This is a genomic window from Rouxiella badensis (genome assembly GCF_026967515.2).
GTDB classification, from domain to species: Bacteria; Pseudomonadota; Gammaproteobacteria; order Enterobacterales; family Enterobacteriaceae; genus Rouxiella; species Rouxiella badensis.
Genome location: NZ_CP114062.1, coordinates 3,807,388 through 3,827,376, shown reverse-complemented (window position 1 = coordinate 3,827,376; position 19,989 = coordinate 3,807,388). Strand labels below are relative to the sequence as shown.

Genomic DNA, 19,989 nt, shown 5'->3' with positions numbered 1-19,989 from the left:
GATAAATAAGCGTTTTATTAGATAATAAGACCAATAAAAGCCGCTAACTCATTATTACTTATGGCGAAAACCCTGGGTGAGCATGTTTTAAGCAGGTGGCGGGACAACATCACAACATAATCAAATGGGGTAGTCAGGATGAAATTAGCAAAGGGTAAGACGTGGTTGGCAGCCTGTGTGGCGTTGGCAATGAGCCACTCGGCCATGGCGCAGGACATTAAGGTTGCCATTGTTGGTGCAATGTCAGGACCGGTCGCCCAGTACGGCGATATGGAATTTACCGGCGCCAAACAGGCGATTGCGGATATTAATGCCAAAGGCGGCATTAAAGGCAATAAGCTGGTTGGCGTGGAGTACGACGATGCCTGTGACCCGAAACAGGCGGTTGCGGTCGCAAACAAAGTGATCAATGACGGCATTCGTTATGTCATCGGTCATCTCTGCTCTTCTTCGACTCAGCCTGCTTCTGACATTTATGAAGACGAAGGCGTCATCATGATCACGCCAGCGGCCACCAACGCCGACCTGACTACGCGTGGCTACAAGATGATCCTGCGCACCACCGGTCTCGATTCCGATCAGGGGCCTACCGCCGCTAAATACATTCTGAATACCATCAAGCCACAGCGTATCGCGGTGGTTCATGACAAACAGCAGTACGGTGAAGGGCTGGCGCGCTCGGTTCAGGACAGCCTGAAGAAAGCCGGTGGCAACGTGGTGATGTTTGAAGGCATCACCGCCGGAGACAAAGATTTCTCTACGCTGGTGGCACGCCTCAAGAAAGAGAACGTCGATTTCGTCTACTTCGGTGGTTATTACCCAGAGATGGGGCAGATCCTGCGCCAGTCAAAACAGGCAGGTCTGAACGCACGCTTTATGGGGCCTGAAGGCGTCGGTAACTCTTCACTCTCCAACATCGCCGGTGCTGCCTCTGAAGGGATGTTGGTAACACTGCCGAAACGCTACGATCAGGTGCCCGCCAACCAGCCTATCGTTGACTCTCTGAAAGCCAAGAAGCTCGACCCGACCGGGCCTTTTGTCTGGACCACTTATGCCGCCCTGCAGTCGCTGACCACCGGCATGACCCGCAGCGGCAGCATGGAACCCGCGGATATCGTCAAAAATCTCAAGTCGGCACCGGTTGATACCGTGATGGGGCCGTTGAGCTGGGACGAGAAGGGCGACCTGAAAGGCTTCGAGTTTGGCGTATTTGAATGGCATGCCGACGGCACCTCTACGCCGGTTAAGTAATATTTTAAGCCTCTCCCGTCTTAGCCTTTGAAGCCGCGCCCGCGAAAGCCGTCGCGGCTTCAGGCCTCCAGGCGAAAGCAATCTAAGGTGTAGAGTATGTCTGAGCAGTTTCTCTATTTTATTCAGCAGATGTTTAACGGCGTGACCTTAGGTAGCACCTACGCGCTGATAGCCATCGGCTATACCATGGTTTATGGCATCATCGGCATGATTAACTTCGCCCACGGCGAGGTGTACATGATTGGCAGCTACGTCTCGTTTATCGTCATCGCAGCACTGATGATGATGGGTATCGACGCCAGCTGGCTGCTGATAGGTGCAGGGTTTATTGCCGCCATCGTGATTTCCAGCGCCTACGGCTGGAGTATCGAGCGCGTGGCCTATAAACCGGTGCGTAATTCCAAGCGCTTGATTGCCCTAATCTCCGCGATCGGTATGTCTATTTTCCTGCAAAACTACGTCAGCCTGACTCAGGGCTCGCGCGACCTGGCGTTGCCGAGTCTGGTGACCGGCCAATGGAAGCTTGGCGAGGCTAACGGCTTTGCCGCGACCATTAGCACCATGCAGCTGATTATCTGGGGGGTGACCTTTATCGCGATGCTGGCCCTGACGCTGTTTATCCGCTATTCCCGCATGGGGCGCGCCTGTCGCGCCTGTGCCGAAGACCTCAAGATGGCGAGCCTGTTGGGGATAAGCACCGATCGCGTCATTTCATTGACCTTCGTGATTGGCGCACTGATGGCAGCGGTCGCAGGCGTATTGCTCGGCCAGTTCTATGGCGTGATTAACCCATATATCGGTTTCATGGCCGGAATGAAGGCCTTTACCGCTGCCGTCCTGGGCGGTATCGGTAGCATTCCGGGCGCGATGATAGGTGGACTGATCCTCGGTGTGGCCGAAGCACTGACCTCCGCTTATCTGAGCACCGAGTACAAAGACGTGGTCTCCTTCGCGCTGTTGATTGTCGTGCTGCTGGTGCTGCCGACCGGGATTCTGGGCCGCCCGGAGGTCGAGAAGGTATGAAACATCTCAATCTGCTCAATGCGCTGATTTCGGCGCTGGTGTTGCTGGTGCTGGCCTCTTTTATTATGGGGCTGCAACTGAGCCTTGAGGGCACCAGACTGGTAGTGCACGGTGCCGACGTGGTGCGCTGGTACTGGATTGCGGCCGGCTGTGCGGTGGTGTTCGTCTTCCAGCTGTTTCGCCCACTGCTGCAAAAAGGACTGAAAAAGGTCTCCGGCCCCAGTTTTGTTCTGCCGAGCTTTGACGTTTCGACGCCGAAGCAGAAATGGCTGGCGCTGCTGCTGATTATTGCCGCCGTGGCCTGGCCGTTTATCGTTTCGCGCGGCACCGTGGACATCGCCACCCTGACCCTTATCTACATCATGCTAGGCCTCGGGCTGAACGTGGTCGTCGGCCTGTCGGGGTTATTGGTGCTGGGTTACGGTGGGTTTTACGCCATCGGTGCTTACACCTATGCGTTGCTGAACCATTACTACGGCATCGGTTTCTGGGAGGCGCTGCCGCTGGCAGGTTTGGTTTCGGCAGCCTTTGGTTTTCTGCTCGGCTTTCCGGTCTTGCGCCTGCGCGGCGATTATCTGGCGATTGTCACCCTTGGGTTCGGTGAGATAGTGCGTATTCTGCTGCTTAATAATACCGATATCACCGGCGGTCCGAACGGCATCAGCCAGATCCCGAAACCCACACTCTTTGGACTCGAATTTAGCCGCACGGCGCGCGAGGGCGGTTGGGACACCTTTAGCCATTTCTTCGGCCTGCGTTATGACCCCAGCGATCGCATCATTTTTCTCTATCTGGTCGCCTTGCTGCTGGTTATCTTGACGCTGTTCATCATCAACCGTTTGCTGCGGATGCCGCTGGGGCGTGCGTGGGAGGCTCTGCGTGAAGACGAAATTGCCTGCCGTTCGCTCGGCCTCAATCCGACCCGCATCAAGCTGACTGCCTTCACTATCAGCGCCGCCTTTGCCGGATTCGCCGGGACGTTATTTGCCGCGCGGCAGGGCTTTGTCAGCCCTGAATCCTTTACCTTCGTCGAGTCGGCCTTCGTGTTGGCCATCGTGGTACTGGGCGGCATGGGTTCGCAGTTTGCGGTGATCCTCGCGGCAATTCTGCTGGTGGTATCGCGTGAGCTGATGCGTGACCTCAACGAATACAGCATGCTGCTGCTCGGCGCGCTGATGGTTTTAATGATGATTTGGCGTCCTCAGGGGCTGCTGCCGATGAAACGTCCACAGCTCAAACTGAAAGTGCTGGATAAAGGCGAGAGCGGCAAAGGAGAGCAGGAATGAGTCCCCAACCTTTACTGAACGTTGAAGGTCTGTCGATGCGTTTTGGCGGGCTGCTGGCGGTTAACAACGTCGGATTACAGCTCAATCAGGGAGAAATCGTCTCGCTGATTGGTCCGAACGGTGCGGGTAAAACCACGGTATTCAACTGCCTGACCGGATTTTATCGCCCAAGCGGTGGCAGCATCAAACTACGCGACAGGAACATTGAAGGCCTGCCGGGGCATAAGATTGCCCGTCTCGGCGTGGTGCGTACTTTCCAGCACGTGCGGTTATTCCGCGAGATGACGGTGATTGAAAACCTGCTTGTGGCTCAGCATCAGCACCTCAAAAGTGGCGCCCTCGCGGGCCTCCTGAAAACCCCTGGCTTTCGTCGCGCCGAGGCGGAGGCGCTGGACCGCGCGGCCGACTGGCTTGAGCGCGTCGGTCTGCGTGACTTAGCCAACCGGCAGGCGGGGAATCTGGCCTATGGCCAGCAGCGCCGCCTTGAAATCGTGCGCTGCATGGTGACTCGCCCAGAGATCCTGATGCTCGACGAGCCCGCTGCGGGTCTGAATCCTCGAGAAACGGAGGCGCTGAACCAGCTGATCGCCGAACTGCGGAGTCAGCATCAGGTTTCGGTGTTGCTGATTGAACACGACATGAAACTGGTGATGGGGATTTCAGACCGCATCTACGTGGTGAATCAGGGAACGCCGCTGGCACAAGGTACGCCGCAGGAAATCCGCAACAATCCAGACGTTATTCGTGCGTATTTGGGCGAGGGATAAGAGATGTTGTCATTTAATCAGGTTTCGACCCACTACGGTAAAATCCAGGCGTTGCATCAGGTGAGCCTGCACATCAGCGCCGGGGAAATCGTCACGCTGATTGGCGCAAACGGTGCGGGTAAAACTACGCTACTCGGTTCGCTATGCGGTGAACCACGGGCCTCGCAGGGTTCCATTGTGTTTGAGGGGCAGGATATTACCCAATGGCCGACGGCGCGGATCATGCGCGGTGATATTGCCATTGTGCCGGAAGGGCGACGGGTTTTTTCACGCATGACGGTGGAAGAGAATCTGGCGATGGGCGGTTTCTTTGCCGCACGCGACCAGTATCAGCAGCGGCTGGAGCGGGTATTTACGCTTTTTCCACGGCTGAAAGAGCGCCGTGCACAGCGCTCGGGAACCCTGTCAGGCGGCGAACAGCAGATGCTGGCTATTGGGCGGGCACTGATGAGCCAGCCGCGCCTGCTGCTGCTCGACGAACCCTCGCTCGGCCTCGCGCCTATCATCATTCAGCAGATTTTCGACACCATCCAGCAGCTGCGTGAAGAGGGGATGACCATCTTCCTGGTCGAGCAAAATGCCAATCAGGCCTTGAAGCTGGCGGACCGGGGCTACGTGCTGGAAAACGGTCATGTCGTGCTGGAAGACACCGGCCGAGCCCTGTTGGCCAATGAGGCGGTGCGCGCCGCCTATCTCGGTGCGTGATAAAGATCGTTGATTCAATAAAAATCTGTGTTAAATCTAATAAACCGCACGGCAAGCGCTTTGCGGTTTTTCTTTTATCTATAAATTAACTTTGCGTACATTCTTATAAATCTTTGCACACCACTCAGGAACATTAAATGAACACAGAAGGTTTGCTCGCCGCCCGTATGGTCAGGCTCAAGAGTTCGGCTATCCGGGAATTGCTGAAGCACAGCAAGATGGAGGGCGTTATTTCGCTGGCGGGAGGCATTCCTTCTTCAGCATTATTCGATTTTGAAGGCTTGGCGAAGGCCACTCAAATTGCGATTACCGAGCAGCCAGAGCATGCGTTCCAGTATGGTCTGACCGAAGGCAGCCATGGCCTGCGCTCACGTATTGCCGACCTGTGCAAAGATCGCGGCATTGTGGCGACCGCCGAAGATATCGTTGTGACCGCCGGTTCTCAGCAAGCGCTGGACCTGGTGATGCGTGCGGTTGTCGATCCTGAAGACGTGTTCGTGGTTGAGCGTCCTACCTATCTGGCGGCATTGCAAACGTTGGAGCTTGCTGAAGCTCATCTGCTGTCTGTGGGTTCCGACGGCGACGGCATGAAGGTCGACGAGCTGGCAGAGATTCTTAAGACACGCAAGATCAAGGGCGTGTATCTGGTGCCAACATTTGGTAACCCGAGTGGCGTAACGCTGAGCCTTTCACGCCGTGAGCAGCTGGTGAAACTGGCAGCCGAGCATCAGTTCCTGATTGTTGAAGATGACCCCTACGGTGAACTGCGCTTTACCGACGAACGTTTGCCGACCCTGTTCGAGATTTCTAAAACGCACTACGGCCATGCCAACAACATCATCTATACCTCGACGTTCTCCAAGATTCTGGCACCCGGCCTGCGTCTGGGCTGGGTCATTATGCCGCAGTGGCTGCTGAACAAAGTCGCGATTATTAAACAGGCGGCAGATCTGCACGCCAGCTCACTGTCGCAGACCGTGGCCGAAAACTACCTGGCGCTGGGTCGTCTGGATAAACAAATCGAAACCATCCGTGCCGCCTACAAGCAGAAATGTAACGTGCTGGCCGAGCTGCTGGAACGTGAACTGGGCCACGTGTTGACCTTTGAATATCCGAAAGGCGGCATGTTCCTGTGGGCTCGTTTCCGTGAACCGCGTAACTGCACCGAGTGGATGAAGAAAACGCTGGAGCAGGGCGTCGTGTTCGTGCCGGGAGAGTTCTTCTTCTCCGATAATCCGGACTACTCGACCTTCCGTATCTCCTTCGCGACCGCCACTGAAGAGCAGCTGCACGAGGCCGTTGCCCGTCTGAAGCGCGCGCTGTAAGTGATAAAATCAGAGTAAATCGAGGCGCATTGTTCACACAATGCGCCTCTTTTTTTGCCATATTCCCGTCATCTTCGTTTCACTCTGCTGTCACGTTATTGTCATTTATTGGTTATTTTTCTGTCATTTATGCATGTCATGTTAGCTCCCGAATAAAAAAGTTTATTAACTTCCATTATTTCTCTGCAATTTCTAACACCAGCAGATTTTCAGGAGACAGGCATGTTTATCAATTTAAAAAAATCGGCTCTGGGTGCAGCACTCATGCTGGCTTTCAGTGCCAACGCGCTAGCCGTGACGGAGATCCCTTTCTGGCACTCAATGGATGGCGAGTTAGGTAAAGAAGTTAACTCTCTGGCCGATCGTTTTAACCAGACGCATCCTGACGTAAAAATTGTTCCTGTTTACAAGGGCAAATACGACCAGAACCTGGCTGCTGGCATCGCGGCTTACCGTACCGGTAATGCCCCGGCGATTTTGCAGGTTTACGAAGTAGGTACGGCGACCATGATGGCGAGCAAGGCCATCAAACCGGTTTACCAGGTCTTTGCAGACGCGGGTCTGAAAGAAGACGTCTCCCAGTTCGTGCCGACGGTTTCCGGTTACTACTCTGATTCTCAGGGACGCCTGCTTTCGCAGCCGTTCAACAGCTCCACGCCGGTGCTGTACTACAACAAAGATGCCTTCAAGAAGGCCGGTCTTAATCCCGACCAGCCGCCAAAAACCTGGCAGGAGCTAGAGCAGGACACCGCCAAGCTGAAAGAGGCCGGGATGAAGTGTGGCTACGCCAGCGGCTGGCAGGGCTGGATCCAGATTGAAAACTTCAGTGCCTGGCACGGCCTGCCGGTAGCAACCAAGAATAACGGTTTCGACGGCACCGATGCGGTTCTGGAATTCAACAAGCCGGAACAAATCAAACACATCCAGTTCCTTGAAGACATGAATAAAAAAGGTGAGTTTACCTATTTCGGTCGCCAGGACGAGTCTACCGCCAAGTTCTATAACGGCGACTGTGCAATGACGACTGCGTCTTCCGGTTCACTGGCTGACATTCGTCAGTACGCCAAATTCAACTATGGTGTAGGTATGATGCCGTACGACGCCGATGTGAAAGGCGCACCGCAAAATGCCATCATTGGTGGCGCAAGCCTGTGGGTCATGAAAGGCAAAGATGCGGCGACCTACAAGGGCGTGGCTGAATTCCTGCAATTCCTGACAACACCGGCGATCGCCGCCGAATGGCACCAGAAAACCGGTTATTTGCCGGTCACGACGGCGGCCTACGAGCTGACCAAACAGCAGGGCTTCTATGATAAGAACCCAGGCTCCGACGTGGCAACGCGTCAAATGATGAACAAACCACCGTTGCCGTTCACCAAAGGCCTGCGTTTGGGCAACATGCCACAGATTCGTACCATCGTGGATGAAGAGCTGGAAGGCGTGTGGAGCGGTCAGAAAACGGCTAAGCAGGCGTTGGATGAGTCCGTTCAGCGCGGCAATCTGCTGCTGCGTCGTTTTGAAGCCTCTGTGAAGCAATAACGAACGTCTTTTAACCGGGCAGAGTGCGCCATTCTGACACTCTGCCCCTGTTTTTGGCGACGTTCGCAGCCGTTTGTCTTCTGTTCTCCGCCTTATATTTCGATGAGTCATTCATATGAGTTCACACCGTCCCGGGTTTGGCTGTAGCTGGCTGCCCTATGCGCTGGTTCTGCCTCAGTTATTGATTACGGCGATCTTTTTCCTGTGGCCCGCCGGTCAGGCACTGTGGTATTCGGTGCAAACCATGGATCCTTTCGGTATCTCCAGCGAGTTTGCCGGTCTGACCAACTTTCAGCAGCTGTTCCAGGATCCTTACTATCTTGCCTCGTTTTACACCACGCTGAAGTTCAGCTTTATGGTGGCGTTCTTCGGGCTGGCGATTTCGCTGCTGCTGGCAGCCATGGTTGACCACGTTATTCGCGGCAGCCGTCTGTATCAAACGTTGCTTATTTTGCCTTACGCCGTTGCGCCCGCCGTGGCCGCCGTACTGTGGATGTTCTTGTTTAGCCCGGGGTTAGGGTTGATCACCCATTTCCTAGGCACGCTCGGCTATAACTGGAATCACGCGCAGAACAGCGGGCAGGCGATGTTCCTCGTGGTACTGGCGTCCATTTGGCAGCAGGTGAGCTACAACTTCCTGTTCTTCCTGGCGGCGCTACAGTCAATACCGCGTTCGTTGGTCGAGGCCGCGGCGATTGACGGTGCCGGTCCAATACGTCGTTTCTTTAATCTGGTGTTGCCGTTAATTTCGCCGGTCAGCTTCTTCCTGCTGGTGGTTAATCTGGTATACGCCTTCTTCGATACCTTCCCGGTTATCGACGCCGCCACGCAGGGTGGTCCGGTGCAAGCCACAACGACGCTTATCTACAAAGTATATCGCGAAGGATTCACCGGTCTTGACCTCTCAAGCTCCGCCGCGCAGTCGGTGGTACTGATGGTGATGGTGGTTGCCCTGACATTTATTCAGTTCCGCTTTGTCGAGCGTAAGGTGCGTTACCAATGATCGAGAACAGAAGAGGCCTCGATATTTTCTGTCACGTGGTGCTGATTATTGGCGTGCTGCTGGTGCTGTTTCCGCTGTATGTCGCCTTTGTCGCCGCGACGCTGGACAACAAGCAAATCTTTACCGTGCCGATGAGTCTGGTGCCGGGCGGGCATTTTTTTGAAAACATCCGCACCATCTGGACGCAGGGCGCGGGGGGAAGCAGTCCGGCGTTTGGCCCGCTGCTGTTGAACAGTTTCATCATGGCGATGGCGATTACCGTCGGCAAAATTTCCATTTCGATGCTGTCGGCCTATGCCATCGTGTATTTCCGTTTTCCGCTGCGTAACCTGTTCTTCTGGCTGATTTTCATGACGCTGATGTTGCCGGTTGAGGTCCGTATCTTCCCGACCGTGCAGGTGATAGCCAACCTGCATATGCTCGACAGTTACACCGGCCTGACCCTGCCGCTGATGGCCTCGGCAACCGCAACCTTCCTGTTCCGCCAGTTCTTTATGACGCTGCCGGACGAGCTGCTCGAGGCCGCGCGAATTGACGGTGCAGGCGCGATGCGATTTTTCTGGGACATCGTCCTGCCGTTGTCGAAAACCAACCTGGCAGCGCTGTTTGTTATCACCTTTATCTACGGCTGGAACCAATACCTGTGGCCGATCCTTATCACCAGCGATGCCTCAATGGGCACGGCGGTGGCAGGAATCAAAAGCATGATCTCCTCGGGAGACGGCTCGACACAGTGGAATCAGGTGATGGCCGCGATGATCCTGACGTTATTGCCACCCCTTGCGGTGGTGCTCCTGATGCAGCGCTGGTTTGTGCGCGGTCTGGTAGACAGTGAGAAGTAATTAACTATGGCAAACTTAAAATTACAGGCAGTGACCAAGTCCTATGACGGGCAGAATCAGATTATTAAAACTATCGATCTGGACGTCGCCGACGGCGAATTCATTGTCATGGTCGGCCCGTCGGGTTGCGGAAAATCAACCCTTCTACGCATGGTCGCCGGGCTTGAACGCACCACCAGCGGCGATATTTATATCGACGACGTCCGCGTCACCAACCTCGAGCCGAAAGATCGCGGCATCGCGATGGTGTTCCAGAATTATGCGCTGTATCCACACATGAGCGTGTACGACAACATGGCTTACGGCCTCAAGATTCGCGGCTTCGGCAAGGCGCAGATTCAGGCACGGGTGGAAGAGGCGGCGCGCATTCTCGAGCTCGGTCCGCTGCTAAAACGCAAACCGCGCGAGCTTTCCGGCGGACAACGTCAGCGTGTGGCAATGGGCCGTGCCATCGTGCGTGAACCTGCCGTTTTCCTGTTTGATGAACCGCTGTCGAACCTCGACGCCAAGCTGCGCGTACAGATGCGTCTCGAGCTACAGCAGCTGCATCGCCGCCTGCGCACCACGAGCCTTTACGTGACACACGATCAGGTGGAGGCCATGACCCTGGCCGAGCGCGTTATCGTGATGAACAAAGGTATTGCCGAGCAAATCGGGACGCCGTCCGAGGTGTATCAACGTCCGGCGAGCCTGTTTGTGGCCAGTTTTATCGGTTCTCCGGCGATGAACCTATTACCGGGGCAGTTGACTACTGACGGGACTTCGCTGGTGATGGAGGGCGGCTACGAGCTGCCGCTGCCGAAGGCGCGACCGGAATGGGGCGGCCGTGAGTTGACCGTCGGCGTGCGACCGGAGCATATTCAGCTGACGGAAGACCCGCAGCACGGCATTCCGATGGAGCTTAAAAACCTTGAGCTTCTGGGCGCAGATAATCTGGCACACGGCGTATGGGCGGGCAGCGGCGTGGTGGTGAGACTTTCGCATGAACATTGTCCGTCGGCCGGTACGCAATTACGTTTGGTTTTGCCCGCGCACGCGCTACACTTTTTTGATTCGAAAAGCGGATTACGGATGGAGTGAACATGACAGTATGGCCTTATCCAAAGATCGTGGCCCATCGCGGCGGCGGTTCATTGGCGCCTGAAAATACCCTTGCTGCAATTGATACTGGCGCGCGCCTTGGTCACCGCATGATTGAGTTCGACGTCAAGCTGGCGCAGGGGGGGGAAATCTTTCTGCTGCATGACGACACGCTAAACCGAACCAGCAATGGCTGGGGCGTGGCGGGGGAGTTAGCCTGGGACAAGCTGGTGCAGCTTGATGCCGGTAGCTGGTATAGCACCCACTTTAGCGGCGAGAAATTGCCGCTGTTGTCTGAGGTGGCGGCCCGCTGTGCCAAATACGGCATGATGGCAAATATCGAGATTAAGGGCACGACCGGCCTGGCGTATGAGACCGGAGAGAAGGTGGCACAGGCGGCACGCGAGCTTTGGCATGGGCAGGCGGTTCAACCTCTGCTTTCCTCGTTCGATGTGCCTTCGCTCGAAGCCGCACAGGCAGCCGTACCAGAACTGCCGCGCGGTTTGCTGTTAGACAAGTGGGACGAAAACTGGCAGGCGTTGACCACCCGCCTGGGCTGTGTCTCATTGCATATCAACCACAAAGAGTTGACTGAAGAACGTGTTCAGAGCCTAAAACAGGCCGGTCTGCGTATTCTGGTTTACACCGTCAACAGCCCTGAAAGAGCATGTCTGCTGCTCGGCTGGGGAGTGGATTGCATCTGTACCGACCGCATCGACCTCATCGGTCCGGACTTTGGCAGTTAAGTCTATTTAGTGGGTGAACAAGTCCCTTGGTATCAAATTGAGTGTCAAATTTAACATCAGGGGACTTGTTAATTGCTTTAGATTTGCGCCAAGGGCTATGGGGTCTGATTCAGTTTCTGCTGTAGCCGCTGTTGATTATTATTTATCTGGCTTTGCTGCAAACGCTGCTGATCGTTTAGCGTCTGGGAGCGCAGCTGCAGCTGTTGTTGCTGCTGGGTGAACATCTGATCCTGCTCAAGCTGACGTTGGTGCAGCTGCTGATTATTCAACATCTGCTGCTGCATCCTCTGCTGGGCAGGATTATTCAGCAACTGTTGTTGCCTTTCGATAGGCGTCTGGGTGACGGCGGCGAGCGCGCCCGTGGTCATCGCCGACAGTAACAGAGCGCTCAGAACTTGATGAAAGCCTTTCATGGTCGATACTCCTGCAGGTTATTTCTTCTCTTAAGTTTACTCCATCGGCAGACCGGTAGAGCAATTTTCGGATACGCCCTGAATCGCCACTCCAGGCTGCGCGTTTAGCGGGTTTTCGGCGAAATACGCCGCCAGATAGTCGATAAATGCCCGTAATTTGGGGGTGACGTGTTTACTCACCGGCCACAGAGCCCAGTAACCATTTTCGGCCGCGGGCAGGTGAGGCAGAACCTGCGTCAATTTCCCCTCCTGCAAGAGGCTGCGCGCCTGGTATTCCGGCAGACAGGCTATTCCCAAACCTTTCAACGTGGCGTCGATAATGACCCGGTTGGTGTTGCATACCATCGCGGCGGGCAGCTCCGAGGCGTCAGGCACGCCGGTCCACTGCTCGATGCGTCCGGTGCTGGGGTATTTATGCAGCAGGCAGGCATGCTGCGCCAAATCTGACGTATGGCGCGGGGTTCCGCGCTGGGCAAGATAGTCCGGCGAAGCTACGATGACACGCTGATAGCCGCCGAGAAAGCGCGACTTGAGCCGTGAATCTACCGGAGTACCGGTACGGATAACCGCGTCAAAACCCTCTTCGATGATATCGACCATGCGGTCGGTCATATCGATATCGAGCGTAATTTGCGGATAACGCTGCATAAATCCGCCGACCAGCGGCAGCACGATGACGTCGACAAACGGCAGGCTGATTTTCAGTTGACCCTGCGGCGCAAGGTGGCTTTCCATCAGTTCAAGCTCCGCGCTTTCAACCTCGGCCAGAATGCGGCGGCAGCGTTCGAGGTACTGTGCGCCCTCGGTGGTCAAGGTCATACTACGGGTGCTGCGATAAAACAGCTGTGCTGAAAGACGTGACTCGAGGCGAGCAATGCTTTTACCCACCGCCGAAGAGGAAACGCCCAGCTGTTTGGCGGTTTCAGAGAAGCTTCGCGTCTCAGCGACCTGCACAAATATTTCGATACCGCTCAGCTTGCTCATGGTGAAATCTCGTCATTAAGGAGTTTTTTGTCCGATATGTTTGGAATTTTAGCCTATTTTTCTTATATGCGATGTTCTTTATCCTGCGTGTCACGCTGATAGCCATCTTCAGCGCTTTCACTACAGGAAAAATCGATGTCGCAGTCTTTACCTTCTGAAAACAGTATTAACAGGTTAAAAATGCCCGCCCAAGCCGCGTCGCCGTGGCGAATTTTACAAACCGCGTGGATAGTCGTCGCAGTATTTATGCTGTCTAACGCGCCTACGCCACTGTATATCCATTGGAAAAAGCAGTTTGATTTTACTTCCGGCACGCTGACTCTGATTTTTGCCTGTTATATTTTGGCGCTGGTGATAACCCTGCTGGTCGCCGGGCAACTCGCGGACCGGCTGGGCAGGAAGAAGATTATCCTGCCGGGACTCATGGCTTCGGTACTGGCCTGTGTGTGTTTTATTGATGCGGGATCGGTCTATGCGCTGCTGGTCGCGCGTTTCCTGACCGGAGTTGCGGTGGGCATTACCGTGACGGCGAGTATGGCTGCGGTGGTGGACGCCGGAGGAGAAAGCCGTAAGCGGCAGGCCGCGCTGGTGGCATCGATTGCCATGGTAACCGGCGCAGGGCTGGGGCCGGTGATGAGCGGCGCGGTAGTACGCTTCCTGCCGCATCCGGTATTTATCGTGTTTGCCATCGAACTGTTGGTACAGCTAAGCGCGATAGCTATCGCAATACGTTTGCCGGCCAAAGTGAAACGCTTAAATGAAACGCCGCGTCCGCTGCGCCTGCCGTCGATTGCGTCGAAGCATATTTTTCATCTGATTTTGGGCGTACTGTTCTTCGCGCCGGGGCTGACCTCAACCTCGCTGATGCTGTCACTGGGGCCCGTATTGCTGAATCATTTTTCGGGTGCGGGAAGCCCGGTGGTGGCGGGGGTTATGGCCTGCGTGATGTTTATGGTCGCGGTGGGAAGCCAACTGCTGTGCCGCCAATTGCCAACGACCCGCGTGTTCTATTTCAGTGGGACGGCACTGATGATTACGATGCTGTGTCTCGTTCTGGCGCTCCATGGGGGAGGCGAGATAGCCCTCTTCCTCGCCGCGCTGGCTGCCGGGGCTGCGCAGGGTCTCGGGCAACTCGGAGGACTCACGCTGCTGTCGGTGAATATCTCCGCTGACCGCCGTGCAGAAGCCAATGCGTTGCTCAATATTGGCGCCTATATTCCGGCGGGCTTACTGCCTGTTGCGACAGGTTATCTGATTGATATAAAAGGTTTCACGATGAGCTTCACGCTCCTCGCCGCTACCCTAGCCGCCGTGGGCATTGTGGCGCTGAGCGTCGTCACCGCAAGGCGTAAACAGCAGCGTGATTAACCTCAAGCCTCTGGCGGCAGGGAAAGCGTTTTTAGCGGTGACGCCGCGCCGTTGGGGCGTGAGGCATCGCGCACAAAAGGCAGGTGATCGTAGGCGTGCTGGCGTGCCGAGCGGATAAACGCCTCGGTCACCGCCTGGCGCTGTTCTCCGTCGCGAACGGCAGCGTAGAGGCGGCTCCAAAGGCCATCACCCAAGGTTTTGGTGACCACCAGCCCTTGTTTCTCAAAGCTTTCTACTACCCAGTGCGGCAGTGCAGCAATCCCCATGCGCGCCGACACCATCTGGATGAGCAGCAGGGTGTTATCCACGTTTTTCAGCGCTGGACTGACGCCCGCCGGTTGCAGGAAATGACGCCAGATATCCAGGCGCTGACGCTGAACCGGATAAATCATCAGGATCTCGCTGCTCAAATCCTCCGGTGTAATGACGTCTTTGTTCGCCAAAGGATGGTCCGGTGCTAATACCAGACGTACTTCATAATCAAACATCGGCGAATAGTGCAGGCCGCTGCGCGGCAGAATGTCGGAGGTCAGCACGATGTCCAGCTCACCCTGTTGCAGGGCGGGCTGTGGGTCGAAGGTCACGCCAGACTTAAAGTCCATCAGCACCTGTGGCCAGCTCTGGTGGAAGGTGTCGAGCGCGGGCGTCAGCCACTGAATGCAGCTGTGGCATTCAATCGCGATGCGCAGAGTAGCCTGTTGCGGTTCGTGGCAGGCCTGTAACGCCTGCTGAATCTGCGGCAGTACCTGTTCCGCCAACTGCAGCATGATTTCACCCTGCGGCGTAAAACGCAGCGGCTGGCTTTTACGCACAAATAGTCTGAAACCGAGACGCTGCTCAAGGTCGCTAAATTGATGCGACAGGGCAGATTGGGTCTGGTGTAGCTGTGCCGCTGCGGCGGCAAGAGAGCCGGTATTTCGCAGAGCTTGCAGCGTCCGCAGGTGTTTCAGTTCGATCATGAGAGTCCTTCACTGTCACTGTGAATAATTTGCGCTTGTGGAATATACAGTACCTGCGGATTATGGATGTGTAAACATCTGGATGGCTAAATGGGGACTTAAAGATGACGATATTGAATCACACTCTGGGTTTTCCACGCGTTGGTTTGCGTCGTGAACTGAAAAAAGCGCAGGAAAGCTACTGGGCTGGCAACATGACTCAAGAAGAACTGCTGGCAACGGGCCGCGAGCTGCGCGCCCGACATTGGCAGCAGCAACAGCAAGCTGGCGTGGATCTGCTGCCGGTTGGCGATTTTGCCTGGTACGATCACGTTCTTACCACCAGCCTGCTGCTGGGTAACGTTCCGGCGCGTCACCAGAATGATGATGGTTCAGTCGATCTCGATACTCTGTTTCGCCTGGGTCGTGGCCGGGCACCGACCGGCAAACCTGCCGCCGCTGCCGAAATGACCAAATGGTTCAACACCAACTACCACTACATGGTGCCTGAGTTCACTCAGGGTCAGCGGTTCAAAATGATCTGGACTCAGCTGCTTGACGAAGTTGACGAAGCGCTGGCGCTGGGTCACAAGGTTAAACCGGTGCTGCTGGGGCCATTGACCTACCTGTGGCTGGGAAAAGTAAAGGGTGAACAGTTTGACCGTCTGTCGCTGCTCGATGATATTCTGCCTGTTTATCAGCAGGTTTTGGCTGAACTGGCTAAACGCGGTATTGAATGGGTGCAGATTGATGAGCCGGCTCTGGTTCTCGAACTGCCGCAGGCGTGGCTGGATGCCTACAGACCGGCCTATGCCGCGCTTCAGGGTAAAACTAAGCTATTGCTGACCACCTATTTCGACAGCATCGGACACAATCTTGAGACCCTCCGCCAGCTGCCGGTGCAGGGGCTGCATATCGACGCCGTTGCCGGTCACGACTCTCTGAACGCGGTTGCCAATGCGCTGCCAAAAGACTGGGTGCTGTCACTGGGAGTGATCAACGGCCGTAACGTTTGGCGTGCCGATCTGAGCACCTGGTTCGACCGTCTAAAGCCGCTGGTTGCTGGTCGCAACGTCTGGCTAGGAACCTCATGTTCACTGCTGCATAGTCCTATCGATCTGAGCGTTGAAACGCGTCTGGATGCAGAAGTGAAGAGCTGGTTCGCATTTGCACTGCAAAAATGTGCCGAGCTGGCGCTGTTGACCGATGCCCTGAACAACCCAAGCGCAGAAGCACAGGCTAAGCTGGCCGAATACAGCGCGCCAATCCGCGCGCGCAAAAACTCTACCCGCGTACATAATGCTGCCGTAGGCAAGCGTTTGGCGGCAATCAGCGCACGGGACGTCGACCGTCCAAGCGCCTATCCACAGCGTGCAGAATCACAGCGTGCACGCTTTAATCTGCCCGCCTGGCCGACCACTACTATCGGTTCATTCCCGCAAACCACCGAAATCCGTGGCCTGCGTCTGGACTTTAAACAGGGCCGCCTGGACCTTAAAAACTACCGTATTGGCATTAGCGAGCACATTAAGCAGGCTATCAACGAGCAGGAACGCCTTGGTCTCGACGTACTGGTGCACGGTGAAGCTGAACGTAACGACATGGTCGAATATTTTGGCGAACACCTCGACGGCTTTGTGTTCACCCAAAACGGTTGGGTGCAGAGCTACGGTTCTCGCTGCGTTAAACCCCCGGTCATTATTGGCGACGTAAGCCGCCCAGAAGCGATCACCGTCGAGTGGGCCATATACGCACAGTCTCTGACCGAAAAACCGGTTAAAGGCATGTTGACCGGTCCTGTGACTATCCTGTGCTGGTCGTTCCCGCGTGAAGACGTGACGCGTGAAACCATCGCCAAACAGATTGCTCTGGCGCTGCGTGACGAAGTGGAAGACCTGGAAAAAGCCGGTATTGGCATCATCCAAATCGACGAACCTGCGCTGCGTGAAGGTTTACCTTTGCGTCAGTCCGAGTGGCAGGCTTATCTGCGCTGGGCGGTGGACGCCTTCAAACTGAATGCCGCGATTGCTCGAGACGACACGCAAATTCACACGCACATGTGTTACTGCGAGTTCAACGACATTATGGACTCCATCGCGGCACTGGATGCCGACGTCATTACTATCGAAACCTCTCGTTCAGACATGGACCTGCTGGAATCGTTTAAAGAATTCGAATATCCAAACGAAATCGGACCAGGAGTTTACGATATTCATTCCCCGAACGTGCCAAGCGTTGAGTGGATTGAAGACCTGTTGCGCAAGGCCGCAGACCGCATTCCTGCTGAGCGTCTATGGGTTAATCCAGACTGTGGTCTGAAGACTCGCGGCTGGCCTGAAACGCGTGAATCGCTCGCAAACATGGTCAAAGCCGCGCAGCGTCTGCGCGCCGCTAACGTTTAAGCTGTGGTCGCAGCGTGAATATACCGGGCGCTTCGGCGCCCTTTTTTTATGCCACTTTCCTCGCCATTAGTATTTTGTAACCTCTTTATCACCGCCCCACGAGCCGCAACATGCCACGCCTGAGGCTGAATTGGTTCAGCGGATTGCCGTTTATTGCGACCCTCTTTTCGTCTATTGGCTAGGCTTAAGGAAGTGAAATCTTTTCTCGATTAACTTTCTGACGACGTAAGGAGACAAAAATGAGTCGATTTAAAGATAAAGTCGTGGTGGTCACCGGTGCGGGTTCTGGCATGGGGGCCGCAACCGCCCAGCGCTTTGCCGCTGAAGGGGCCATCGTGGTGTTGGTAGGGCGTACCGAAATCAAACTGGCCAAAGTGGCCAACACGCTCGAAACCACTAATTACTACGTCCATGTCGCCGATATCTCCAATCCGCAGGAGGTCGAAAGGTTGGCGCAGGTTGTGCTCGACAAATTTGGACGCGTCGACGTGCTGGTCAACAACGCCGGTGTTGTGGTGCAGGGCAAGGTGAACGAAGCCAGCATCGAAGACTGGAAAAAGATTATTGATATCGATGTCGGCGGCGTGTTCTATGCCACTCGCTTCTTTATCGAGGCGCTGAAGAAAAGCAAAGGCAATATCGTCAACGTGTCTTCTGTTTCGGGGCTTGGTGGGGACTGGGGGATGAGCTTCTACAATGCCGCCAAAGGTGCCGTGACCAACTTCACGCGTTCTCTGGCGTTAGACCACGGTGCCGATGGCGTTCGTGTCAATGCTGTCTGCCCTAGCCTGACGCTGACCGACATGGCCGGTGACATCAAAGAAAACAAAGTCTTATTGGCGAAGTTCGCCGAACGTATTCCGCTGGGACGCGGCGCAGAGCCGGAAGAAATTGCCTCGGTGATTGCCTTCCTTGCCAGCGATGACGCTCGATTCGTGACCGGTGTGAACCTGCCGGTTGACGGCGGTCTCAGTGCCTCTAACGGTCAGCCCAAACAGGCCTGAATCGTATAAACTCAGAGAATACTCAGACTTTTAAGCAATGAGTGATAAGAAAAAGGTCCCGTTAGCGTTTGCCGACGGGGCCTTTATTTTGTCTTTTAAAAATGGCGAAAAAACGGCTTATTTCACGCCGTATTTGGCAAACCACGCCAACATGCGCTGCCAGCCATCTTCCGCCGCTTCCGCGTTATAGCTTGGGCGGTAATCTGCGTTGAACGCGTGGCCAGCATCAGGATAAACCACGATTTCCGCATTAGCATTCGCCGCGCGGATTGCCTGACGCATGCTTTCAACTGTGTCCAGCGGAATACCGTCATCCTTGCCGCCATACAGGCCAAGCACTGGCGCAGTCAGGTCAACGGCCTCATCGACCGGATGCGTCGGCGTCGACAGCGTTTTATTGCCGACCAGTTTACCGTACCAGGCAACGCCGGCCTTCAACTGAGGGCTGTGTGCCGCGTAGAGCCAGGTAATACGGCCGCCCCAGCAGAATCCGGTAATGGCCAATTTACTGGCATCGCCACCGTGCTGCGCCGCCCAGTGTGCGGTGTGGTCCAGATCGGCCAGTACCTGCTGGTCGGGAACCTTACTCACCAGATTATTCAGCAGCTCGCCAATATCGCTATATTCAGAAGGATCGCCCTGGCGGAAATAAAGCTCAGGCGCGATCGCCAGGTAGCCTTCTTTCGCCAGACGACGGCACAGGTCACGAATATGTTCGTGAACGCCGAAGATTTCCTGTACTACGATAACGATGGGCAGCTTACCGGTATATTCGGCGGGCCTGGCCAGATAGGCCGGCAGATTCTCTCCCTGAGAAGGGATAGTGGTCTCACCCGCATGCAGGCCTTCAGTATCCGTGTGAATAGTCGAAGCAGATACAGGCGTAACGGCAGGGGAGAAACTGTCAGGTGCTTGTTTTAGTTGTATTAAGTCATCTTTCTTCATTGCAGTCTCCATACAGGGTAAGCACTTTGTTTTCACGTAGAGTTTTAGATTTTAAACTATAAGCCATAAAGGCAGCACATCAACAACCATAGTCTGTCCTCTCGTTTAGCCTTGCGTAAAAAATGCTTAGCTGAGCGAAAATTAATCTGATTGTCATGCGGATAACAGGGTTTTATTGCCATAAATGCGCATTCATGACTAGATTGTTGTGATGTAAATCACATTTTGTATGTAATAAATGAACGTAAAGATGCCACTTAGCGATTTCAATCACAAAATGAAGCGGCAAGGCACGATAAAGTGACAAGGTATTTCATCAGCAACGTTATGAATCAATAACGGCTTGACCGAATAAAACATCACCCGAA

Annotated in this window: 18 protein-coding genes; 14 read left to right on the top strand and 4 right to left on the bottom strand. The window is 55.0% G+C overall.

Annotated features, from left to right (window positions below):
- Nucleotides 1-138: 138 nt before the first annotated feature.
- The 11 genes from O1V65_RS17630 (at nt 139) to ugpQ (ending at nt 11,567) form a co-directional block, all read left to right on the top strand.
- On the top strand, nt 139-1,251 hold the full coding sequence (locus tag O1V65_RS17630) for a branched-chain amino acid ABC transporter substrate-binding protein (protein ID WP_026110595.1): 1,113 nt from the start codon (nt 139-141) through the stop codon (nt 1,249-1,251).
- Between the two features lie 96 nt (nt 1,252-1,347).
- On the top strand, nt 1,348-2,274 hold the full coding sequence (gene livH, locus O1V65_RS17625) for a high-affinity branched-chain amino acid ABC transporter permease LivH (protein ID WP_084912515.1): 927 nt from the start codon (nt 1,348-1,350) through the stop codon (nt 2,272-2,274).
- Nucleotides 2,271-3,560, top strand: coding sequence for a high-affinity branched-chain amino acid ABC transporter permease LivM (locus tag O1V65_RS17620; protein WP_269129906.1), 1,290 nt, complete (start codon nt 2,271-2,273; stop codon nt 3,558-3,560). The genes livH and O1V65_RS17620 overlap by 4 nt, the downstream gene beginning before the upstream one ends.
- Nucleotides 3,557-4,327 carry a high-affinity branched-chain amino acid ABC transporter ATP-binding protein LivG gene (livG, locus tag O1V65_RS17615; RefSeq protein ID WP_017494415.1) on the top strand — a complete coding sequence of 257 codons (771 nt, stop codon included), beginning with the start codon at nt 3,557-3,559 and terminating at the stop codon, nt 4,325-4,327. Before O1V65_RS17620 ends, livG begins: the two co-directional genes overlap by 4 nt.
- A gap of 3 nt (nt 4,328-4,330) precedes the next feature.
- Complete coding sequence (livF, locus tag O1V65_RS17610; protein WP_017494414.1) at nt 4,331-5,032, top strand: high-affinity branched-chain amino acid ABC transporter ATP-binding protein LivF; 702 nt, start codon at nt 4,331-4,333, stop codon at nt 5,030-5,032.
- Between the two features lie 137 nt (nt 5,033-5,169).
- A complete protein-coding gene (locus O1V65_RS17605) occupies nt 5,170-6,357 on the top strand; it encodes an aminotransferase-like domain-containing protein (RefSeq protein ID WP_269129905.1) in 1,188 nt (395 codons plus the stop codon).
- Nucleotides 6,358-6,579: 222 nt separating this feature from the next.
- Nucleotides 6,580-7,896 (top strand): sn-glycerol-3-phosphate ABC transporter substrate-binding protein UgpB, encoded by a 1,317-nt coding sequence (ugpB, locus tag O1V65_RS17600; RefSeq protein ID WP_165429849.1) that lies wholly within the window; start codon nt 6,580-6,582, stop codon nt 7,894-7,896.
- A 115-nt stretch (nt 7,897-8,011) separates the two neighbouring features.
- Entirely contained in the window at nt 8,012-8,899 is an 888-nt protein-coding gene (gene ugpA / locus O1V65_RS17595; protein ID WP_017492575.1) for a sn-glycerol-3-phosphate ABC transporter permease UgpA, read from the top strand.
- Entirely contained in the window at nt 8,896-9,741 is an 846-nt protein-coding gene (gene ugpE / locus O1V65_RS17590; protein ID WP_017492574.1) for a sn-glycerol-3-phosphate ABC transporter permease UgpE, read from the top strand. Before ugpA ends, ugpE begins: the two co-directional genes overlap by 4 nt.
- 6 nt (nt 9,742-9,747) lie before the next feature.
- On the top strand, nt 9,748-10,821 hold the full coding sequence (locus O1V65_RS17585; protein WP_017492573.1) for a sn-glycerol-3-phosphate import ATP-binding protein UgpC: 1,074 nt from the start codon (nt 9,748-9,750) through the stop codon (nt 10,819-10,821).
- Nucleotides 10,822-10,823: 2 nt separating this feature from the next.
- Nucleotides 10,824-11,567: a glycerophosphodiester phosphodiesterase gene (gene ugpQ / locus O1V65_RS17580; RefSeq protein ID WP_017492572.1), complete on the top strand. Its 744-nt coding sequence runs from the start codon at nt 10,824-10,826 to the stop codon at nt 11,565-11,567.
- Nucleotides 11,568-11,662: 95 nt separating this feature from the next.
- On the opposite strand, the gene O1V65_RS17575 is transcribed toward ugpQ, so the two are convergent.
- The gene (locus tag O1V65_RS17575) at nt 11,663-11,980 is read right to left on the bottom strand and encodes a hypothetical protein (RefSeq protein WP_017492571.1); all 318 of its coding nucleotides are present in this window, start codon (nt 11,978-11,980) and stop codon (nt 11,663-11,665) included.
- A 36-nt stretch (nt 11,981-12,016) separates the two neighbouring features.
- Nucleotides 12,017-12,964, bottom strand: a complete 948-nt coding sequence (locus O1V65_RS17570) for a LysR family transcriptional regulator (protein WP_017492570.1) — start codon at nt 12,962-12,964, stop codon at nt 12,017-12,019.
- A 135-nt stretch (nt 12,965-13,099) separates the two neighbouring features.
- Between O1V65_RS17570 and O1V65_RS17565 the strand changes: the two genes are divergently transcribed.
- Nucleotides 13,100-14,332, top strand: coding sequence for an MFS transporter (locus O1V65_RS17565; protein ID WP_269129904.1), 1,233 nt, complete (start codon nt 13,100-13,102; stop codon nt 14,330-14,332).
- Nucleotides 14,333-14,334: 2 nt separating this feature from the next.
- Here O1V65_RS17565 and metR read toward each other — a convergent pair whose 3' ends face one another.
- Nucleotides 14,335-15,291 (bottom strand): HTH-type transcriptional regulator MetR, encoded by a 957-nt coding sequence (gene metR, locus O1V65_RS17560; RefSeq protein WP_192504315.1) that lies wholly within the window; start codon nt 15,289-15,291, stop codon nt 14,335-14,337.
- Between the two features lie 104 nt (nt 15,292-15,395).
- On the opposite strand from metR, the gene metE reads away from it, so the two are divergent.
- Nucleotides 15,396-17,672 carry a 5-methyltetrahydropteroyltriglutamate--homocysteine S-methyltransferase gene (gene metE, locus O1V65_RS17555; RefSeq protein ID WP_269129903.1) on the top strand — a complete coding sequence of 759 codons (2,277 nt, stop codon included), beginning with the start codon at nt 15,396-15,398 and terminating at the stop codon, nt 17,670-17,672.
- A gap of 239 nt (nt 17,673-17,911) precedes the next feature.
- Nucleotides 17,912-18,676: a meso-2,3-butanediol dehydrogenase gene (budC, locus tag O1V65_RS17550; protein ID WP_017492566.1), complete on the top strand. Its 765-nt coding sequence runs from the start codon at nt 17,912-17,914 to the stop codon at nt 18,674-18,676.
- Nucleotides 18,677-18,793: 117 nt separating this feature from the next.
- Here the strand turns inward: budC and O1V65_RS17545 are convergent, their stop codons facing one another.
- The gene (locus O1V65_RS17545) at nt 18,794-19,621 is read right to left on the bottom strand and encodes a dienelactone hydrolase family protein (RefSeq protein ID WP_017492565.1); all 828 of its coding nucleotides are present in this window, start codon (nt 19,619-19,621) and stop codon (nt 18,794-18,796) included.
- Between the last annotated feature and the right edge of the window lie 368 nt (nt 19,622-19,989).